The following is a 16,915-nucleotide window of genomic DNA, read 5'->3' on the forward strand; positions in this document are numbered from 1 at the left end:
CAAAACGAGCCCAGTCGGGCCCCGGTTCGGCGTTCCTGGGTTTGGCAGACCCACGTTTGGGACGGTGCGGCGGGCCCGCTGCGCCCACACTGGAGGCATGGACCACAACGCCGAACTCAAGGAGTTCCTTCGGACGCGTCGCGCGCGGCTGCGCGTCGAGGACGTCGAGATCGGCGGGTCGGGACGGGTGCGCCGGGTGCCTGGTCTGCGTCGCGAAGAGGTCGCCCAGCTGGCCGGGGTGAGCGTGGACTACTACACCCGCCTGGAACAGGGCCGCCACCTCAACGTGTCCGACGAGGTGCTCGACGCGGTGGCGCGGGCGCTGCGCCTCGACGACGTCGAGCGGTCGTACCTGTTCGAGATCGCGCGCAAGAAGACGCGTCGCGCCCGGCGGCGGCCCGCGCCGGTGCAGCGGGTCCGGCCCGGTGTGCGCCGCGTGCTGGAGACGCTCGACGACGTCGCGCCGGCGTTCGTGTTCGGCCGCCGCATGGACATGCTGGCGGCCAACCGGCTGGCGCGGGCGCTGATGGGCGACTTCGAGGCGTTACCACCGCGGGAGCGAAACCTGTTGCGGTTCACCTTTCTCGACGAGTCCGCGCGGGAGCTCTTCACCGACTGGGAAGAGGTGGCCCGCGACAACGTCGCGATCCTGCGGCTCGACGCCGGGCGCCACCCCGACGATCCGTTGCTGACCGAACTCGTCGGTGAGCTCGCCGTCAAGAGCGAGGAGTTCCGCCAGTGGTGGGCCGACCACAACGTCCGCGAACGCACCCACGGGATCAAGCGCTACCACCACCCGCTGGTCGGTGACCTGTCGGTGAACTACGAAAGCGTCGCCGTACCCGGCGACCCCGACCAGACGCTGTGCATCTACACCACTGAGCCGGGGTCCCCGGCGGAGACGGCGCTGCGGCTGCTGGCCAACTGGACCAGCGCCCCCTCCGCGGATGCGGCGCTGCAGACCCCCTGACCCGCCGCCTATCCTCTGTTCGGTGTCCGAGCCGTCCGCCGCTGAGCTGCGTAGGCGCCTGGGCGGGCTGACCGTTCGCGACGCCGCCCGGTTCGGGCGCCGCCTGCGGCAGTTGCGCGGAGCGAGCCCGGACAAGGTCGCCAAGCTCGCCGAACAGATCGCCGCCGCCGAAGCGCTGGTGGCCGCCCGGGTGGCGGCGCTGCCCGCGATCACCTACCCCGACCTGCCGGTCAGCGAGCGCCGCGACGAGATCGCCAAAGCCATCACCGACAACCAGGTGGTGATCGTCGCGGGGGAGACCGGCTCCGGCAAGACGACCCAGCTGCCCAAGATCTGCCTGGAACTGGGCCGCGGGATACGCGGCACCATTGGGCACACCCAACCCCGGCGCCTGGCCGCGCGCACGGTCGCCCAGCGCATCGCCGATGAGCTGGGCCGCCCGCTGGGCGACACCGTCGGCTACACCGTGCGCTTCACCGACCAGGTCAGCGATGCCACGCTGGTGAAGCTGATGACCGACGGCATCCTGCTCGCCGAGATCCAGCGCGACCGCCGGCTGCTGCGCTACGACACCTTGATCCTCGACGAGGCCCACGAGCGCAGCCTCAACATCGACTTCCTGCTCGGCTACCTGCGCGGGCTGCTGCCGCGGCGGCCGGACCTCAAGGTGATCGTCACCTCGGCGACGATCGAACCGCAGCGTTTCGCCGCGCACTTCAACGCGGCCCCGATCGTCGAGGTGTCCGGCCGCACCTATCCGGTCGAGATCCGGTACCGGCCGTTGGAAGTTCCTGTCGTGGTGGAGGATTCGGATGACCCCGATGATCCCGACCACGAGATCGTGCGCACCGAGCTCCGCGACCAGATCGAGGCGATCGTCGACGCGGTCGCGGAACTGGAGAGCGAACCGCCCGGCGACGTGCTGGTGTTCCTGTCCGGCGAGCGCGAAATCCGTGACACCCGTGAAGCCCTGGTGGCTCTGCGCGGTCTCGACGACGATCTCGAGGTGCTGCCGCTGTACGCGCGGCTGCCGACGGCCGAACAGCAGCGGGTGTTTCGGCCCAGCCGCGCCCGGCGCCGGGTGGTGCTCGCGACGAACGTCGCCGAGACGTCGCTGACCGTGCCCGGCATCCGCTACGTCGTCGACCCCGGCACCGCGCGGATCTCGCGCTACAGTCGCCGCACCAAGGTGCAGCGGCTGCCCATCGAGCCGATCTCGCAGGCCTCGGCCGCCCAGCGCGCCGGCCGGTCGGGTCGTACCGCACCCGGCGTGTGTATCCGGCTGTACTCCGAGGAGGACTTCGCGGGGCGACCGCGCTACACCGACCCGGAGATCCTGCGCACCAACCTGGCCGCGGTGATCCTGCAGATGGCGGCGCTGAATCTCGGTGACATCCAGACGTTTCCGTTTCTCGACCCGCCCGAGAGCCGCAGCATCCGCGACGGTGTGCTGCTGCTGCAGGAACTCGGCGCCTTCGACCGGGACGGCAAGATCACCGACGTCGGCCGGCGCCTGGCGCAGTTGCCGGTCGATCCGCGGCTGGGTCGGATGATCCTGCAGGCCGACGCCGAGGGTTGCGTGGCCGAGATCCTGGTGCTGGCCGCGGCGCTGTCGATTCCCGATCCGCGGGAGCGGCCCGCCGACCGTGCGGAGGCGGCACGGCAGAAGCACGCCCGCTTCGCCGACGAGCATTCGGATTTCGTGTCCTACCTCAACCTGTGGCGGTATCTGCGGGAGCAGCGACAAGAACTGTCCGGCAACGCGTTCCGGCGGATGTGCCGCGACGAGTTCCTGCACTATCTGCGGATTCGGGAATGGCAGGACCTGGTCGGGCAGCTGCGCGCCATCGCCCGCGACCTGGGGATCAGGGAGTCCGGCGAACCGGCCGACCCCGCCCAGGTGCACGCTGCGCTGCTGGCCGGGCTGTTGTCGCACATCGGTGTGCGTGACGACTCGAAAGGCCGCGGCTCCAGGGAGTTTCAGGGCGCCCGCAACTCCCGGTTCGTACTCGCTCCCGGTTCGGTGCTCACCAAACGTCCGCCGCGCTGGGTCGTCGTCGCCGACCTGGTCGAAACCAGCAGGCTGTACGGACGCACCGCCGCGCGGATCCAGCCCGAGACCGTCGAACGCGTCGCCGGAGACCTGGTGCAGCGCAGCTACAGCGAGCCGCACTGGGACGCCGAACACGGCGCGGTCATGGCCTACGAACGGGTCACGCTGTACGGGTTGACGCTGGTGGCGCGCCGCCGCGTCGGCTATTCGCAGATCGAACCGGAAGTCGCGCGCGATCTGTTCATCCGCCACGCGCTGGTCGAAGGCGACTGGCGGACCCGCCACCACTTCTTCCGTGACAACGCCCGGCTACGCGAAGAAGTCGAGGAGCTCGAGGAAAAGGCGCGCCGGCGCGACCTGCTGGCCGGCGACGACGAGATCTTCGCCTTCTATGACGCCCGGGTGCCCGCCGAGGTGGTCTCGGCGCGCCACTTCGACGCGTGGTGGCGCAAACAACGGCACAAGACCCCGGATCTGCTCACCTTCACCCGCGACGACCTGCTTCGCACCAATGACGCCGCCGAGCAACCCGACGCGTGGCGCGCAGGCGATCTGGCATTGCCGCTGACCTACCGCTTCGAACCGGGCGCCCAGGACGACGGGGTCACCGTGCACGTTCCCGTCGAGGTGCTGGCCCGGCTCGGCGGCGACGAATTCGCGTGGCAGGTACCGGCGTTTCGCGAGGAGCTGGTGACCGCGCTCATCCGCACCCTGCCGAAACCGCTGCGCCGCAACTTCGTTCCCGCACCCGACACCGCACGCGCCATCCTGTCTGCGATCACCCCCGACGACGGGCCGCTGCTGGACGCCGTGCAACGCGAACTGCACCGGCGCACCGGCGTGCTGGTGCCGATCGACGCGTTCGACCTCGACAAGCTGCCGTCGCACCTGCGGGTGACGTTCGCCGTCGAATCCGCCGACGGCACCGAGCTGTCCCGCGGCAAGGACCTGGATACACTGCAGCACGAGCTGGCCGGGCCGGCGCGCCGAGCCGTCGCCGATGCGGTAGCCGGCGAGATCGAACGCACCGGGTTGCGCAGCTGGCCCGACGACCTCGACTCGCTGCCCCGAACCGTCGAACGCAACGCCGTGCGCGGCTATCCGGCGCTGGTGGATGCGGGCGCGACGGTCGACGTGCACGTGTTCGCAACACAGGCCGAGCAGGACAGTGCGATGGGTCCAGGAAGCCGCCGGCTGCTGCGCCTGGCGGTACCGACGCCGGTCAAAGCGGTTGAACGCCAACTCGATCCGCGCGCCCGCCTGGTGCTGGGCGCCAACCCGGACGGGTCGCTGCAGGCACTGCTCGAGGATTGCGCCGACGCCGCCGTCGACGTGTTGGCGCCCGCACCGGCATGGACGCGTACTGAATTCGATGCTCTGCGGGAACGCGTCGCCACCAACCTCGAACCCACCACCCGCGACATCGTCGCCCGCGTGCAGAAGGTGCTCGCCGCCGCACACGACGTCGAACTCGCGCTGCCCGCTGCGCCGACCCCCGCGCAGGCCGAGGCGATCGCCGACATCCGCGCCCAACTCGACACCCTGCTGCCCGAACGCTTCGTCACCAGCTTCGGCGCCGCGCACCTGGCCGATCTCACCCGCTACCTCACTGCGATCGGCAGACGCCTGGAGCGGCTGCCGCACGCCGTGGAAGCCGACCGCGAGCGGATGTCGCGCGTGCACGCCGTGCAGGACGCCTACGGTGACCTCGTCGCCGCGCTGTCCCCGGCCCGCGCCGCCGCTCCCGACGTCCGCGACATCGCGCGGCAGATCGAAGAGCTGCGCGTGAGCCTGTGGGCGCAGCAACTCGGCACCGCGCGCCCGGTCAGCGAGCAGCGCATCTACCGCGCGATCGACGCCGTTCGGCCCTGAGCCGCCACGGCGCCGTCGCGCAGCCACATCGCGAAGCACCCTGTGCGCAAACGGTCCATTTCACGAACAGTCGCGCTGAACGGCGGCGTTTGCGGAATACCCGAAGCGCGGATGCGGGTAGACGGGCCAAGAAGGAGGACGCCGATGACGACCGCGACGCGACGGCGCACGTCTAGCGCGCGCGCCAAGTCCGACTACGACGACATCCCGGAGCTGATCCGGACCGTCCGTGGCATGCCGCCCGAATCCGTTGCTTGCCAACGGATGCACGAGAAGATCGTGCGCCGCTGCCTTCCCCTTGCCGAGCACATCGCTCGCCGCTACGACGGCAGAGGTGAACCCCGCGACGATCTACTGCAGACCGCGCGGCTCGGTCTGCTCAACGCGATCGAACGCTTCGATCCGGCGTCCGGTCACGACTTTCTGTCCTTCGCCGTGCCGACGATCATGGGTGAGGTCAAACGGTATTTCCGCGACAACGGGTGGGCGGTGCACGTACCGCGGCGGTTGAAGGAGTCGCGCGCGGCGGTGGCCGCGGCGACGTCGCGGTTGAGCCAGCGCATGGGACGCGGCCCCACCGCGACAGAGCTGGCCGAGGAACTGCAGATGAGCCGCGAGGAGGTCGTCGAGGCGCTGATCGCGGCCCAGTGCTATTCGATCCGCTCGCTGGACGCGCCGGCGCCCGGCGACTCCGACGACGGCATGTCGATCGCCGACCGGCTCGGCAGCGACGACACCGCCATCGATCTTGTCGAGTTCCGCCAGGCCCTTCACCCGCTAGTGGCCGCGCTTTCGCCGCGGGAACGCGAAATCCTCACCATGCGGTTCTTCGGCTCCCACACCCAGACGCAGATCGCGCAGCAGTTCGGGATCTCCCAGATGCATGTGTCGCGGCTGCTCGCCAAGACGCTGGCCACATTGCGCGACGGCTTGGACGCCTAGCTATAGCTAGCGCCGGTGGCGACCGCTGCGGTAGGTATTAGCACCTATGGGCGTAATCGATACCGCACGGCGGCCTGCCAGCTGGCTGATCGCACTCGCGTTGTTCGTGGCGGCCGGATGCGGCGATTCGGCGCCCCACGCCGACAGCCAGCCTGCGACCGGCCCAGCCCCGGTGATCACCCCCGACGTGCTGGCGCAGATACCGCACGACCCCGCGGCGTGGACGCAGGGACTGGAGTTCGACGGGCCGGCGCTGTGGGAGGGCACCGGAATCGCCGGCGCGTCACAGGTGCGCGAACTCGACCCCGCCACCGGCGCGGTGCTGCGCGCCGCGCCCGCACCGAACGATTACTACGGCGAGGGCATCACCGTCGTCGGCGACCGGATCTGGCAGCTGACCTGGCGCGACGGCGTCGCGATCGAATGGGACAAAGCCACCCTGACGCCGGTGCGTGAGGTGCCCGTCGACGGCGAAGGGTGGGGCCTGTGCCACGATGACCGACCGGATGGCCAACGCTTCGTCCGCAGCGACGGCACCGACCGGTTGCGGTTCCATGACCCGGTGACCTTCGCCGAAACCGGTTCGGTCGCCGTCACCCGCGATGGCGTCCCGCAGACCAGCCTGAACGAGTTGGAGTGCGTGGACGGGCAGGTCTGGGCCAACGTCTGGAAGACCGACATGATCGTGCGGATCGAGCCGTCGACGGGCCAGGTCGACACGGTCGTCAACGCGACGGGGCTGTGGCCGGGGCAGGCCGGCGACAGCGACCGCGTGCTCAACGGCATCGCCCACATCGACGGCGACGAGTACCTGCTGACCGGCAAGAAATGGCCGTCGATGTACCGGGTGCGCCTCGCCGCGCCCCACGACGGTCCCCGGTGAGCCGACCGCGGGTGGTGGTCGCCGGCCTCGGCGACAGCGGCGTCCTGGTCGCCCTGCGGTTGGCGCGCCACGCCGACGTCGTCGGCATCTCGACCAAACCCGGCCTGGTGAGCGGTCAGGAACTCGGCGCCCGGCTCAGCCGGCCCGACGTGTGGGCGCGCGACTACTGGATTCCGTTCGACAGGTTCCGCGGCCTCGACCACGTGCGCACCGTCCACGCCACCCTGACCGGCGTTGATCTGGCCGCACGAAAAGTGTTCCGGCAGCAGGCCGATGGCGCCACACTGTCCGAACCCTATGACGCCCTCGTCATTTCGACAGGCGTGACCAACGGGTTCTGGCGCAGACCCGATCTGCAGTCGGCCGAGCAGATCCGCGCCGAGCTGCGTCAGCGCCACCGACGGCTCGCCGCGGCTGAGTCTGTGCTCGTCATCGGCGGCGGCGCGGCCGCGGTCAGCAGCGCCGCCAACGTGGCGCGGACGTGGCCGTATAAGCGCGTCTCGCTGTACTTCCCGGGCCAACAGGCGCTGACCCAGCATCATCCCCGGGTGTGGCAACGGATACGTCGCCGCCTGACCGAAGCCGGCGTCAACCTGAACCCCGGGCACCGCGCCGTCGTCCCCGACGGCTTCTGCTGCGACGACATCACCACCGGTCCTGTGCACTGGAGCACCGGCCAGCCACCTGCCGCAGCCGACGCGGTGCTCTGGACGATCGGCCGGGTGACGCCCAACACCGGCTGGCTGCCCACCGAGATCCTCGACGAGCACCGCTTTGTCCGGGTCACCCCGCAGCTCACGGTGCTCGGGCACCCAGACGTGTTCGCGATCGGCGACGTCGCGGCCACCGATCCGCTGCGCAGTTCGGCGCGCAACCGCGCCGACGGGCTGCTGGCGCACAACATCCGCGCCGCACTGACGGGCGGCAGACCGCGCGCCTTTCGGCCTGCGGCGCGGCGATGGGGTTCGGTGCTCGGCGTCCAGGCCGACGGGCTCGAGGTGTTCACCCCGAAAGGACAGGCGTTCCGGTTTCCGGCCTGGTCGATCGACCGGCTACTGCAACCGTGGATCGTGCGCCGCGGAATCTACCGCGGTGTGCGGGAGAACTCTGCGGTGATGCGATCCAGCAGCGCCCCATAGCGTTTGGCCTCGCGGTGCGGACCGGGTTTTCCGCTGCTGATCACCCCGGCAGCCAGCCCGCGTTGCGGGTCCGCCCACACCGCGATGTTGGTCAACCCGGTGTGGCCGAACGCCGCAGGCGCATCCCGCCCGAACGGCCCGAACCGCTTCGACCCCAGCATGTAGCCGGTGCCCCACCGCAGCGGCGCCAAACCGACCGCGACATCGGGCCGCAGCCGTCGGCATTCCGCCGTCGCCGCCCGCAACGTCTCGGGCCGCACCACCCGTACACCGTCGAGTTCCCCACCGCGGCGCAGCAGTTCGGCGAATCGGGACAGCTCGAACGCCGTAGACACCGTGTTCGACGACGGCAGCACGCTGGTCAGGTACCTCGGCGTGTTCGAGAACGGGATGATCTTGTGCAACGATCCGCCGACAGCCAGCCGGAACACGGCGGCGGCGGGCTGGGGCAGTGGCTTACCGGTGGCGTAGCTGGGCGCCACCGCTGAAACATCGTGCGGTGCAACACCGTAGTTCGTCCACCGGAAACCGAGCGGGTCGAGGATCTCGGTCGCCAGGATGTCACGGATGTTCTTGCCGGCGGCCGCACCGACGATCTCGCGGATCAGCGGCCCCCACGTCAGCCCGTGGTAGATGTGCACGAGCCCGGGCCGGTACAGCGGTTTGAGCTCGCTGAGTTGCGCGACGGTGTACTCGCTGTCGTCCATCCGGGTGAGGTCCGGCCGCGGCCCGGTATGGATGGGAATGCCGGCGCTGTGGGTCATCACGTGCCGGATCGTGGTCCGGTGCTTGCCGTGGCTGGTGTAGCCGGGCAGGTAGTCGCTGACCCGGTCATCGAGCGACAGGACGCCGCGCTCGACGAGCATGTGCACGACCGTGGCGGTGATCGCCTTGGCAGCCGAGTACGCGCAGAACGGTGTTTCCGTTGTGACAGGGACCTTTTCGGCGTCGGCCGGGTCAGTGGGACCGTTGCCCCAGCCGTGCCCGATCGCGCGGTTGAGCACGACCTTGCCGTGGTGCCGCAAGCACAGCTGGATCGCCGGATGCATGCCCGCGGCATACCAGTGCCGCGCGGCCTGCCAGATCCGCTCGACGGCGGCAGGGTCGAGCCCGGAGTGGTCTTCGTCGCCGACGGCCGTCACCGCGTCGAGATCGGTCGGCACGTCGATGCCGCCCTGCACCGCGTTCACGTGGCCAGCGTACGGCGGCGGTTACGGGGAGGGCGGCGGCCCGCTGAGGATGCCGGAGCCGATGAACGACCCGAGCTGGCCGAGCAGGTCCTGCGGGCCGGGCTGGGGCGGTGGTGCGGCGTTGGTGAGCTGCCAGCTCTGGCAGTCGTTGGTGGTGAACGTGGTGTCGTCGGCCTTGATCTGCACGACCTGCGGCTTCTTGGTCATGGCGTTGTCGACCAGCTTGCCGTCGCTGGTGCGCTTCCAGTAGCACACGGCGTCGGTGACGGGACCGGCCGAGGAGTACGTGCCGGGCACGATGTCGACGCCCACCTGGTAGGTGCCGTCGGCCTCGATGAACGACTGGGGAACGGCCGGGGTCTCGGCGTCGTCGGACTCCTCGGGCGCCGGGCCGGGTTCGGCCTCCGATGGCGCGTGGGGTGCCGGGGACGGCTCAGGCTGGGCATGCGCGACCCCCGCGGTCGCTCCACCAGCGGCGAGCAGGATCGCCGCGGTGAGCACGGAAACTCGCGTCGGGTTCATAGGAAGGCAGTCTATGCGTCTGTCGGATATGAGAAAACCCGCCGCCGCAGCGGGGCTGCGGCGGCGGGTCCTTGATTCGACGCTAGCCGGCCATGAACTCGTTGTAGGCCGACGCCAGCTCCGGCGGGAGCACCGAAACGTTGCACTTGCTCTGCACATCCCCGATCGGCGCGAGGATGCCGCGCAGCGCGTAGTACTCGCCCGGGTTGTTGGTGAAGTACCCACGCAGCGTGGCCGACGCCTCCGGACGCGGCTGGTTGAACGCCGTCGTCACCGCCTGGTTGGCGCCGGGATGGCTGTCGAGATACGCGCGGGCCTCTCCCGTCACCGAACTGACCGTGCCGGACACCGCGCTGGCGGTGCACTGGTCGGGCGAAGCCCCCGCCGACGGTGCGGCGATGGTTGCTGCGGCCAGACCGCCAAGCACGCCTGCCGCACATGCACCGGCGATACCCCGGCGCGCAGTGATACCACTGAATTTCATGTGTTTCTTCCTTCTGAATGCGATTGGTCGCTGGTTTCCCCGTACCTGAAAACCAAGGTAGCCGAACGTCAAAGGGGTGAAACCGGCGCAGAATTTCGTTTGCTGGATAGGGGCTGGCGTTACACCGAATGGGCGTGATCTGTACCGCAGTATCGGCCGAATTCGCTAAGCGAGCGACCAGAACTGGCGCCCATTCTCAGAATTTGCCCGCGGCTCTTAGATGATCGTGATCTGGACGGTGACCGAATCGTTATCGACCGCGGTTCACTGGCGGCCCGAAACCGCCTCTTTAAGGTGGTGCCTGTGACGTTCGATCAGGGCATACCCGCGGAGACGCAGACCTGCTACCGACACCCCGACCGGGTGAGCTATGTCCGCTGTTCCCGGTGTAACCGCAACATCTGCCCGGAATGTATGCGCAATGCGGCGGTGGGTCACCAGTGCGTCGAGTGCGTGAACGCCGGCGCCCGCACGGTCCGCCAGCCCAGGACCCAGTTCGGCGGCCGCCCGTCGGCCACCCCGACGGTGACCTACACGCTGATCGCCGTCAACGTGCTGATGTTCGTGCTGCAGACCATGTCACGGGACGTTCAGAGCGAACTCGTCCTGCATTCCGGCGCGGTCGCCGCCAACGGCGATCTCTACCGGCTGGTGACGTCGGCATTTCTGCACTACGGCATAACCCATCTGCTGTTCAACATGTGGGCGCTGTACGTGGTGGGCCCGGCGCTGGAGGCCGCGCTCGGCCGGCTGCGGTTCGGCGCGCTCTACTTCCTCAGCGCGCTCGGCGGATCGGTGCTGGTGTATCTGGCGTCCCCGGTGAACGCGGCGACCGCGGGCGCCTCCGGGGCCATCTTCGGCCTGTTCGGCGCGACGTTCGTGGTGGGTAAGCGCCTCAACCTCGATGTCCGCTGGGTGACCGCGATCATCGGGCTCAACCTGGTGTTCACGTTCGTCATCCCGCTGATCAGCTCGGTCAACATCAGCTGGCAGGGCCACCTCGGCGGGCTGATCACCGGCGCGGTGGTCGCCGCCGCGTATGCGTACGCGCCGCAGAAGTCACGCAACCTCGTACAGGCCGGGGTCACCGTCGCGATCCTGGTGCTGTTCGCCGTGCTGATCTGGTGGCGCACCGCGTACTTGATGGAGTTGTTCGGGCTGGCCTGACGTGATCGCGTACGCGGTGGCGGTGCCGCTCACCGTGGTGCCCGCGCTGGCCGTGCTGGGCACGCTGCTGTACGACGTGCCCTACGTGGGCCTGGCGACGGCGTTCGCGCCGTGGTTTCTCGTCTGGCTGATCGTGGCCGCGGCGATCGGCGCGGCGGTGGCGGGCTACCGCTGGTGGCGCGGACGTGGCTGGTTCGCCGCGGCGCTGACCGTGGTGGCCGTGCTCGCGCTGACGGGCGCGTCGTTCATCACCGCGCGGACGACAGCCGCCGTCGACGCCGCCGGAGCCGACGTCGACTTCGTCGACCTATTCGGCATCGGGCTGCCCGAATCCGCGGCGCCCGACGCCGAAGCGACCTACACGACGTTCGAAGGCGAACCGCTGCAGCTCAGCATCTACCGTCCGCCCGGCTCGACGGACACCTCGCGCGCACCGGTGCTGGTCTACATCCACGGTGGCGGCTGGGTCGCGGGTGACCGGCACTCGCGCAGCACGGATCTGCGGTGGCTCGCCGACCGCGGCTGGCTGGTGATCAGCGTCGGCTATTCGTTGTCGTCGCACGACCGTCATCTGGCCGACGTCGCCCAGGGCCAGCTCGGTTGCGCGCTGACCTGGATCGGTGCGAACGCCCACCGCTACGGCGGGGACCCGACGCGGATGTCGATCTCCGGTCACTCCGCGGGCGGCAACCTCGCCGTCAACACCGCCTACCTGGCGGCCGCGGGAACGCTGCCGTCGTCGTGCGGTGGCCGAGCGCCCGCGGTACACGCCGTGTCGGTAATGTATCCCGCCGTCGACCCGGCGGGCATGTACCGCAACCCCGACCCCGCGCTCGGCAACACCTCACGCGACATGGTCTCGGCCTACACCGGCGGATCACCCGAGCAGTTTCCCGAACGCTACCAACGCATTTCGTCGGCCAGCCATATCAGCGCCGACGCGCCGCCGACGCTGATCATCGCGCCCGAGGCCGATCACCTGGTGCCGGTCGACGACACCTACCGGTTCGCCGAACAGGCCGCGGCGGCTGGCGTCGACGTCGAGCTGGTCACCGTGCCGTTCGCCGACCACGTGTTCGACGCGCGTCCCGGCAGCATCGGCCAACAGGCCTATCGCCAGCTGACCGCGCGCTGGCTGCGCGACCATGGACAGGAACCGTAACGGCAGGGAGGTTCGGATGGACCCGCTCGACGAGCTCTACGCCGCCAGGCTCGAGGAGTTCACCGCGCTGCGCACCAAGCTCGCCGGAGCCGCAAAGAAACGCGGTGACACCGAGCAGGCCAAGACGATCTCGGCGGCACGCAAACCCACCACCGCGGCGTGGGTGGTCAACCGGCTTGCCCACGCCGACGAGGCCGTGCGGCAGCGCCTCACCGACCTCGGCGCCCGGCTGCGCCAGGCCCACGCCGAGATGGACGGTGACCGCATCCGCGAGTTGTCCATCGAACAACGCCGGCTCGTCGACGACCTGACCCGCACCGCGTTTGAGGAAGTCGAGCTGAGCAACCCGGCGGCGTCGCTGCGCGATGACGTCACCGCGACGCTGCAGGCCGCCGTCGCCGACGCGGACGTCGCGGCCAGGATCGGCCGGCTGACCAAGGCCGAACAGTGGTCGGGTTTCGGCGGATTGGGTGCCAGCGCAGCGGTTTTCAAGCCGACCAGAAGCGCCAAGAAGGCCAGCGCGAAAAAGACCAAGCCCGAGTCGGAGCGCGACGAGGCGCGGGCGGCGCTGAAGGAAGCCGAACGGGTCAAAGCCGAGGCCGACGAGGCACTGGCTGAACTGCAGGCTGATGTGGCCACCGCCCGACTGCGCCACCTTGACGCGCAACGACGACTGGAGGAGGCCGGGGCGGCGCTGGCTGCCGCAGAAGACGCCTTCGAGAAGGGGAAACAGGCCAGCCGTGAAGCCGCGATGCGAGTTCGGTGCGCCAAAACGCGCTGAGCGCTCGTTCGCGCACCGAAACCGCTGAGGGGCTGACAGGATGGGGTCAGGGCCATGGCCGGTTTCGACAAGTCGACACAGCGGGTGATCGCGGTCATCGCGCTTCTGATCCTTGCCGTATGGGGGCTGCGCGGATACCTTCCCGGCGCACCCGAGCCGCCGGTGGAGCGCGAACCGCCGCAGAGCAATCCCGCGGCGCTGGCCGCCGTCGTCGCGCTGCTGACCGCGGCGGTGGCGATCATCGCGTTCGCGATCATCGTTCGGTTGCGCGACCGCCGAGCCCGCCCGCCGTCATCGGCTCCGCTGCCGGGCAGCCCCGGGACGGTGGGGCGGCCGAGCTGGCGCTTCTCGTTGATCGCGCTGGCCGTCGTCGTCGCCTGGCTGCTGCTGATCATCGTGTTGAGCCGGGTCGGCGGCCAGGACCTGATCGAACAGCCAGCACCCGAGGCCGCACCTGAGGGCGCCGGCGCGACGCCCGATGACCCGCGCCCCGCTGCGCCCACGCGGGCGCCCGACGACGCTGATGAGGGCGGCGGTGACGTCCTCGGATATCTCGTCGCACCGATGCTGGTTCTGATGGCGCTGGTGGTGCTCGGCACGGCGATCGCATCGCGGCGGCAGCGCCGCGCCGAACCGCCCGACGAGTTCACCGACGACGACAGTGCATCCTCGGCCGCGACGCGCCCGACGGACTCCCTTGCCAGGGCGGCAGAGATCGGGCTGGCCGAGATCGGCGATCTGCGCCGCGAGCCACGCGAAGCGATCATCGCGTGCTATGCGGCGATGGAATCTGAGCTGACCCGGGTGCCCGGCGCCATGCCGCAGGACTGCGACACCCCCACCGAGGTGCTGGCCCGCGCGGTCGCCCACCATGCGTTACGCGCCGACAGCGCAACCGAACTGGTCGAGCTGTTCGAGGAGGCGCGGTTCTCCCCGCACGTGATGACCGAGACCCACCGCACCGCCGCGGTCGGGGTGCTGCACCGCGTACTGGCTGAACTGCGTGACCGCATCCCGGAGGTGCGGGCATGAAAAGGCTTGCCGCGTCCGGGTTTCTGCTCGTCGTGGGCGTCGAGTTGATGGTGCTGACCGCACCCGATCGCGGCATGGCCCTCGTCATCTCGGGAATGGCGCTCGCAGTTGCGCTGCTGGGACTGCGTTGGCATCTGGTGCGCAGCCCCGATGACGGGGCGGGTGACATCCCCGCAGACGAGGCGGCAGCGTCGCTGCGACGCTGGCTGTCACGGACCGAGACCCTGGTCAGCAGGGCGGACTCCACCCGAAGGGACTGGGACCGCCACCTGCGGCCGATGCTCGCGCGGCAGTTCGAAATGGCAACGGGCCAAAAACGACTCAAGAACCGTGAGGCGTACTCGGCCACCGGCAAGATGCTGTTCGGCGCGCAGCTTTGGGCATGGGTGGACCCCGAGAACGTCGCGCACAGTGACGCCAACGAGCCCGGGCCCGGCCGGGCCGCGCTCGACGAGATCCTGAAACGGCTGGAGCGGATATGACCATGGGCCTTCCCGCGGCGACCACCACCGCGAACTGTGAAACCGTGCTCGACGAGATCGGGCGCGTCGTGGTTGGCAAACGCGGTGCGCTCGCGCTCATCCTCACCACCGTGCTCGCAGGCGGGCACGTGCTCATCGAGGATCTGCCGGGGCTCGGCAAGACGTTGATCGCCCGGTCGTTCGCCGCCGCACTGGGCTTGCAGTTCAAGCGGGTGCAGTTCACCCCGGACCTGCTGCCCGCCGACCTGCTCGGCTCGACGGTCTACGACATGCAATCGGGCCGCTTCGAGTTCCGGCCCGGGCCCATCTTCACCAACCTGCTGCTGGCCGACGAGATCAACCGCACCCCACCCAAGACGCAGGCGGCGCTGCTGGAGGGGATGGCCGAGCGTCAGGTCAGCATCGACGGCGTCACCCACCGGTTGCCCGCCCCGTTCATCGTGCTGGCCACCGACAACCCCATCGAGTACGAGGGCACCTACCCGCTGCCCGAGGCGCAACTCGACCGGTTCACGATCCGGCTGGAGCTGAACTATCTGGCTGAGCCCGAGGAGGTTTCGATGCTGCGCCGCCGGATCGACCGCGGTTCGGCCGAACCGGTGGTGCAGCAGGTCGTCGACGCCGACGAGCTGATCGCGATGCGGGAATCGGTGGAGCAGGTCAGCGTGCACGACGACGTCCTGCGCTACGTGGTGTCGCTGGCGGGGGCAACCCGCCAGCATCCGCAGGTCGCCGTCGGCGCCAGCCCGCGCGCCGAACTCGACCTGGTCCAGCTGGCCCGCGCCCGCGCACTGCTGTTGGGCCGCGACTACGTCATCCCCGAAGATGTGAAATCCCTTGCCGTACCGGCGATCGCACACCGGATCAGCCTGCGGCCAGAGATGTGGGTGCGCCGGGTACACGGCAGCGACGTGGTCCAGGAACTGTTGCACCGGCTGCCGGTCCCGCGGGCGCAGACGTGACCGAGACCCGCAGCGCCGAACCCCAATTGACCTGGCATGCTTCACCTCTCGCACGGGCACTGTTGACGTGTGCGACGGTCGCGTTCGTGGTGTCGGTGATCGCCGGGTGCTGGCAGCTGATGGTGTTCACCGCGCCGCTCATCGGAGTGTTGTGCTCGATCGGCTGGCAGCCGTCCCCGCCGACCGTGCGGGTCTACGCCCAACCCGGGACGCACCGGTGCTTTGAGTCCGAACGCGCGCGGATCACGGTGTGGGCGGACGCCCGGTCTGAGGTGACGCTCGCGGTCTCGGCCCCGGACGGGATGCGCTGGGACGTCGTCGGCGGCGACGGTCCACGGCGAAAGACCGTCGAGGTGAGCGCCGACCGGTGGGGCCGCTATCCGATCCGGGCGCACGTGCGGGTCACCGCGCGCGGCGGGCTGCTCGAAGGCCGCGGGACCGTCGACGCCGCCAACGTCTACGTCTTTCCGCAGGCTCCGCCCCAGTCGACGGCGCTACCGCGCACCGAACTTCTCGACCGGCTCGGCACGCACCTGACCCGGCATGTCGGGCCCGGCGTCGAGTACGCCGATGTGCGCCGATACGTGCCCGGTGACCAGCTGCGCACGGTCAACTGGCCGGTAAGCGCCCGGCGCGGCAGCCTGCATGTCACCCAGCGGCTGACCGACCGCGCCGCCGACGTCGTCGTGCTCGTCGACAACTATCCGCAACCGGCCGGGCCGGCGACCGAGGCCACCGACCGCACCGCGCGCGGCGCCGTGCAGGTGGTGCAGAGCGCGCTACGCAGCGGTGACCGTGCAGGCGTCGTCGCGCTGGGGGACCGGCGGCCGCGCTGGCTCGGCGCCGACATCGGGCGCCGCCAGTTCTACCGGGTGCTCGACGCGATCCTCGCCGTCGACGACGGGTTCGAAACCACGCCGGGCACGCTGGCGCCCCGCGCTGCGCTACCACCCGGCGCCATCGTCGTCGCGTTCTCCACGATGCTCGACACCGAATTCGGCTTGGCGCTCATCGATTTGCGCAAACGCGGACACACCGTCGTCGCGGTCGACGTGCTGGAGGGCGCACCGTTCGCCGACGACACCGACCCTCTCATCGCCAGAATGTGGACGCTTCAGCGGTCGTTTCTGTACCGCGACATGGGCACCGTCGGCGTCGACGTGGTGTCGTGGCGCGTGGTCGACACGCTGGATCAGGCGATGCAGTTGGTGCCCGAACGTCGACGCCCCGTGGGGCGGCCGCGGTGAACCGCGCAATGGCCACCGCGGTGAACC

Annotated in this window: 15 protein-coding genes; 12 read left to right on the top strand and 3 right to left on the bottom strand. The window is 69.8% G+C overall.

The features are described from left to right. Positions 1-97: 97 nt before the first annotated feature. From ABQE44_RS12550 to ABQE44_RS12570, 5 genes are all read left to right on the top strand, one after another. Positions 98-970, top strand: a complete 873-nt coding sequence (locus ABQE44_RS12550; RefSeq protein ID WP_448430058.1) for a helix-turn-helix transcriptional regulator — start codon at positions 98-100, stop codon at positions 968-970. A gap of 22 nt (positions 971-992) precedes the next feature. Continuing rightward, a complete protein-coding gene (gene hrpA / locus ABQE44_RS12555) occupies positions 993-4,895 on the top strand; it encodes an ATP-dependent RNA helicase HrpA (protein WP_448430060.1) in 3,903 nt (1,300 codons plus the stop codon). Positions 4,896-5,039: 144 nt separating this feature from the next. Further along, positions 5,040-5,837 carry a SigB/SigF/SigG family RNA polymerase sigma factor gene (locus ABQE44_RS12560; protein ID WP_448391674.1) on the top strand — a complete coding sequence of 266 codons (798 nt, stop codon included), beginning with the start codon at positions 5,040-5,042 and terminating at the stop codon, positions 5,835-5,837. 46 nt (positions 5,838-5,883) lie between these two features. Beyond that, a complete protein-coding gene (locus ABQE44_RS12565) occupies positions 5,884-6,720 on the top strand; it encodes a glutaminyl-peptide cyclotransferase (protein ID WP_448391675.1) in 837 nt (278 codons plus the stop codon). Further along, complete coding sequence (locus ABQE44_RS12570) at positions 6,717-7,859, top strand: FAD-dependent oxidoreductase (protein WP_448391676.1); 1,143 nt, start codon at positions 6,717-6,719, stop codon at positions 7,857-7,859. Before ABQE44_RS12565 ends, ABQE44_RS12570 begins: the two co-directional genes overlap by 4 nt. Here ABQE44_RS12570 and lipE read toward each other — a convergent pair. From lipE to ABQE44_RS12585, 3 genes are all read right to left on the bottom strand, one after another. Continuing rightward, positions 7,805-9,049 carry a lipase LipE gene (gene lipE, locus ABQE44_RS12575; RefSeq protein ID WP_448391677.1) on the bottom strand — a complete coding sequence of 415 codons (1,245 nt, stop codon included), beginning with the start codon at positions 9,047-9,049 and terminating at the stop codon, positions 7,805-7,807. The genes ABQE44_RS12570 and lipE overlap by 55 nt on opposite strands. Before the next feature lie 21 nt (positions 9,050-9,070). Further along, complete coding sequence (locus ABQE44_RS12580) at positions 9,071-9,571, bottom strand: Rv1352/Rv1906c domain-containing protein (RefSeq protein ID WP_448391678.1); 501 nt, start codon at positions 9,569-9,571, stop codon at positions 9,071-9,073. 82 nt (positions 9,572-9,653) lie between these two features. Next, positions 9,654-10,055 carry a heme-binding protein gene (locus ABQE44_RS12585; protein ID WP_448391679.1) on the bottom strand — a complete coding sequence of 134 codons (402 nt, stop codon included), beginning with the start codon at positions 10,053-10,055 and terminating at the stop codon, positions 9,654-9,656. Positions 10,056-10,358: 303 nt separating this feature from the next. On the opposite strand from ABQE44_RS12585, the gene ABQE44_RS12590 reads away from it, so the two are divergent. The 7 genes from ABQE44_RS12590 to ABQE44_RS12620 are packed head-to-tail and all read left to right on the top strand — an operon-like array spanning position 10,359 to position 16,888. Beyond that, positions 10,359-11,222, top strand: a complete 864-nt coding sequence (locus ABQE44_RS12590; protein WP_448391680.1) for a rhomboid family intramembrane serine protease — start codon at positions 10,359-10,361, stop codon at positions 11,220-11,222. Position 11,223: 1 nt separating this feature from the next. After that, on the top strand, positions 11,224-12,384 hold the full coding sequence (locus ABQE44_RS12595; protein ID WP_448430062.1) for an alpha/beta hydrolase: 1,161 nt from the start codon (positions 11,224-11,226) through the stop codon (positions 12,382-12,384). Positions 12,385-12,400: 16 nt separating this feature from the next. Further along, on the top strand, positions 12,401-13,165 hold the full coding sequence (locus ABQE44_RS12600) for a hypothetical protein (protein ID WP_448430064.1): 765 nt from the start codon (positions 12,401-12,403) through the stop codon (positions 13,163-13,165). A 54-nt stretch (positions 13,166-13,219) separates the two neighbouring features. Further along, on the top strand, positions 13,220-14,197 hold the full coding sequence (locus tag ABQE44_RS12605; RefSeq protein ID WP_448391683.1) for a DUF4129 domain-containing protein: 978 nt from the start codon (positions 13,220-13,222) through the stop codon (positions 14,195-14,197). After that, positions 14,194-14,679: a hypothetical protein gene (locus ABQE44_RS12610; protein ID WP_448391684.1), complete on the top strand. Its 486-nt coding sequence runs from the start codon at positions 14,194-14,196 to the stop codon at positions 14,677-14,679. Before ABQE44_RS12605 ends, ABQE44_RS12610 begins: the two co-directional genes overlap by 4 nt. 2 nt (positions 14,680-14,681) lie before the next feature. Beyond that, positions 14,682-15,641 carry an AAA family ATPase gene (locus ABQE44_RS12615; RefSeq protein WP_448392019.1) on the top strand — a complete coding sequence of 320 codons (960 nt, stop codon included), beginning with the start codon at positions 14,682-14,684 and terminating at the stop codon, positions 15,639-15,641. Next, positions 15,638-16,888, top strand: coding sequence for a DUF58 domain-containing protein (locus tag ABQE44_RS12620; protein ID WP_448430066.1), 1,251 nt, complete (start codon positions 15,638-15,640; stop codon positions 16,886-16,888). Before ABQE44_RS12615 ends, ABQE44_RS12620 begins: the two co-directional genes overlap by 4 nt. Positions 16,889-16,915 lie beyond the last annotated feature (27 nt).

It is taken from the genome of Mycolicibacterium sp. XJ2546 (genome assembly GCF_053483195.1).